This window comes from Bacillus sp. 05T31, from assembly GCF_056396725.1.
Window position 1 is genome coordinate 1 of record NZ_JBFTMA010000412.1, and the last position, 3,834, is coordinate 3,834.

The 3,834-nt window shown below is 36.0% G+C and carries 3 protein-coding genes and 2 pseudogenes; 1 reads left to right on the forward strand and 4 read right to left on the reverse strand.

The features are described 5' to 3' along the window. Positions 1-1,122: pseudogene (locus AC1DJR_RS20645) on the forward strand (ABC transporter permease); the annotation flags it as partial. A 54-nt stretch (positions 1,123-1,176) separates the two neighbouring features. On the opposite strand, the gene AC1DJR_RS20650 reads toward AC1DJR_RS20645, so the two are convergent. The 4 genes and pseudogenes from AC1DJR_RS20650 to AC1DJR_RS20665 form a co-directional block, all read right to left on the reverse strand. Further along, positions 1,177-1,398 (reverse strand): YjcZ family sporulation protein, encoded by a 222-nt coding sequence (locus AC1DJR_RS20650; protein ID WP_002164881.1) that lies wholly within the window; start codon positions 1,396-1,398, stop codon positions 1,177-1,179. Positions 1,399-1,564: 166 nt separating this feature from the next. Further along, the gene (gene gntP / locus AC1DJR_RS20655) at positions 1,565-2,890 is read right to left on the reverse strand and encodes a gluconate permease GntP (RefSeq protein WP_477003392.1); all 1,326 of its coding nucleotides are present in this window, start codon (positions 2,888-2,890) and stop codon (positions 1,565-1,567) included. Between the two features lie 65 nt (positions 2,891-2,955). Next, positions 2,956-3,681: a GntR family transcriptional regulator gene (locus tag AC1DJR_RS20660; protein ID WP_002015828.1), complete on the reverse strand. Its 726-nt coding sequence runs from the start codon at positions 3,679-3,681 to the stop codon at positions 2,956-2,958. Next, positions 3,681-3,834, reverse strand: a pseudogene (locus tag AC1DJR_RS20665) (sugar kinase); the annotation flags it as partial. The pseudogene AC1DJR_RS20665 and the gene AC1DJR_RS20660, both read right to left, overlap by 1 nt.

Sequence of the window (3,834 nt, forward strand, 5' to 3'; positions counted from 1 at the left end):
ACCCGTAGTAATATTAATGTACTCTTTATCGTTTCTATGCTATCTGCGCTTGCATTTACGATTATTATCGGACTATTTGCTGCAAATAATAATACAAAAGCGTCGATACTAGAGCGATATCCTATTCCCTTCACATACAAATTAGAAGGGGATCATTCCCTTGAACGAAAGCACGTTAATACTATTGAATCCGAACTTTCCAATGCTCATTTTCAATATAAAAAATATAAATTTACGCTTTTAAAAGATAATGCTTCAAAAGAAGAGATTGTAATTATGAAAATGAGTGATTATAACGAAATTGCTAAGCAGTTAAAGAGACCTACAATCACCCTTGATTCAAAAGAAGTTTACATTATTTCTGGCTATTCACCAGAGCTATTAAACCTTGTATCAAATCCATTTGTAAAACAAAATACAATTACGCTTGAATCCAATAAAAAGGAGTTTTATATAAAGGGATTTATTAACAAAGGAATAGCACCACCATTTGCATTAGCAAATTTAGTTATTATGCAAGATTATGCAATCGATACTATGATTCCTCATATTGAAACCATTACAGTTTATAACTACTTCGTGGATAATTGGGAAAATGCAATTATTCCAACGAAAAATATATTAAAAAGTATTAGTAATGACACCGAAAAATATTATGAGGCACATAAAGATGATAAGCATGCATCTCCCGTCCCTTTTAATATTTATACAGCTACTGATGAGTTACTCCATAATAAAGAAAATGCAGTTGCTCAATTCTTTATTTGGGCATTTCTTGGCTTTATCTTCTTTATCGGAGCGGCTAGCGTTTTATACTTCCGTATGTATAACGACTTAACGAATGAAAAACAAAAGTACATTACGATTACAAAACTGGGCTTAACTGAATCAGAAATGTTTCGCTCCGCAACGATTCAATTAGGAATTTTATTTTTCGTTCCTTACATCGTTGCTGGTGTTCACACGTTATTTGCGGTTAAGTTTTTACAAAGCATGTTTTCTTTCTCGTTACTAAAAGAGTTACTGATTGTACTCACCTTTTTCGGGATTATCGAGATTATTTTCTTTTTCTTAATCCGCTCTCTGTACATTAATAAATTATCACAGCATATAAAAATATGAATAAAATGGCCTTGTGCATATTGCACAAGGCCATTTTCAATAGTTTTTAAATAATTAGCAGCAATATCCACCATAGCCGCCGCCATAACCGCCGTAACCACCATAACCGCCACCATAACCGCCTCCGCCTCCGCCGAAGCAGCTAGCACCGATAATGATTAATAAAATAAACAATACGATTAGAAGCGCAAAACCGCCTCCGCAGCCACGTCTGCGATCGAAATCATCACATCTGCGGTCGCAATCATCATGTCTGTGTTCACACTTTTCGCCCATTATTCTATTCCTCCTTTAGTATCATTCATAACAAGTTCTTCTTGTTCTAAATGAGGGGATTCCATTTATATTATGTTTTCAGGGCGAATCGGAAGCTTGGCTTTCCTAAAAACGGGCTTGTTTCGTGAAAAGAGCTGCAAAAAAAAGATACCTGTTAAGGTATCTTCTAAAGAAACATATTTAATAAAAGAGCAAAGCCAAATGCAATAAATGATAATAATGTCTCAAGTACAGTCCACGTTTTAAAYGTTTCCTTCACTGTTAATCCTAAATACTCTTTTACAAGCCAGAATCCTGCATCATTTACGTGAGAAAACATTAATGAACCTGCACCGGTTGCAATAACGAGCAATTCTAAATTTACACCAGACATGTGCTGAATAACCGGTGAAACAATTCCTGCCGCTGTCGTTAATGCTACTGTAGCTGACCCTGTTGCAATTCGAATTAATCCAGCTACCATGAAAGCTAATACAATTGGTGATAATGAAATGTGTTCTGCCATTTGAGCGATGGCTGTTCCAACGCCGCTTTCAATTAATATTTGTTTAAATCCACCGCCTGCACCAATTATTAAAATAATGGAACCGACAGGTAGTAAACTTTCATCTGTTAATTTTTTAATCATCTTTTTATTAATTCCTTGTTTTATGCCAAGCAAATAAAACGCTGCGAAACATGAAATAAGCAAAGCGATTACCGGACTTCCTATAAATACAAAAAATTCCGTCATTTTTTTCGGTAATGAACTATATGGTGCGACTACTGATAAAATCATTAAAACTACTGGCAGTAAAATAATAAAAAATGAAACTTTACGACTCGGTAAATCAGTTGATACTGTCGTAACTCGAACAAGCTCCGGTTCATTTTCAGGTATAACCCTCTTATGTACCCACTTTGCAAATACCGGTCCTGCGATAATTGCTGTTGGTAACGCGATAATTAATGAATACAATAGTACCTTTCCTAAATTCGCATTATAAATACCGATTGCTGTCATCGCACCTGGATGCGGCGGCACTAGCCCATGTACAATCGATAATCCAGCAATAACAGGTAACGCAATTAACAATATATTTTGTTTCGTTGTTTTTCGAATTGAAATAACGAGTGGTAATAAGATGACAATCCCTACTTCAAAAAATACTGGAATCCCTATAACAAATCCGGCGAATAACATAGCCCAAGGTAATTTTTTCACCCCGAAGAATCGAATGAAGAAATCTGCTACTTGCATGCCAGCTCCTGAATCAGACATCATTTTCCCTAAAATTGTTCCGAGAGCCAAAATACCAACTAAATGCCYTAGTACACTACCAACACCAGTTTCATAGGCAGTAACAATTTTGGTCAAGTTCAACCCAGACATAATAGCTAAAAATAGACTGGCAACTGTTAAACTAATAAATGCATGCCACTTCCACCACGATACCCCTAAAATAACAATTGCGATCGCAATTAACGTGACGATTAATAAGTATATATCCATATCCCATTCCCCTTCGATATGAAAATTTTTTACAGAAAAAGAGGGAATTGGTCCCTCTTCATTTTTTACACATCATAATTTACAACGTAATGCTGCATTTCCGTATTGTAGTAGCCTTCACTATATTCAATTACTTCGCCAACTTCATCGTAAGAATAGCGCATACGTTTTAATAACGCCGTTCCCTCTTTTTCTCCTAACGCTTCTGCAACGAAATTAGGCGCAAATCCAACAGCGAATTCATCTCTGAAGTTTTCTAAATGTATACCACGGTCCTCGACTAGATCATAAAGCGATTGTAAGTCAAAGTCCGCTAAGTCTGTACTTGCCATTTGTGCTGAGAAATAGTGAGTATAATGAATGTACGGAGTATCATTTAAAGCATATAGACGCTCAATACGAAAACTCTCTTTACCAAACAAACGAAATGGTACTGTTCCTTCTTCATTATGAACCACTTCTGCCTTTAGCAATTTCTTTTGTACTTTATAGCCTTCTTCCACTAACACTTCTGTAAATTTCTTTCCCTTTGAAAGCTTTGTCGCAGAAGTATTTCGAATGACTTTCGTTCCTTTACCACTTTTCTTTTCTAAATATCCTTCTTGAACGAGTTCTTTAATTGCGTTTCGCACTGTAATTTTACTCACTTTGAACTCTTCTTCTAATTGTGGTTCAGAAGGAATATTTGTATGAATGGCATAAACACCATGTAATATTCGATCACGAATAATATTTTTAATTTGTAAATATAATGGACCTCTTTTTCTCGTTACGTTCACCGTTACACCCACTACCTTTCTACATCACCTACTGATGCCGTCATTGCCCGAAGTATATCTTTCTCTGATGACATTGGCGTATCACCGACGATTGTATGTGCAAGCATTCCAGCTGCTGACGCAAATGAAACAGCTTTCTCTGGTGCAAACTCTTCTATCTCGCCA

Excerpts from the sequence above, each read along its gene's own strand:
- AC1DJR_RS20650 (WP_002164881.1), bottom strand. The coding sequence starts at position 1,398 with ATGGGCGAAAAGTGTGAACACAGACATGATGATTGCGACCGCAGATGT.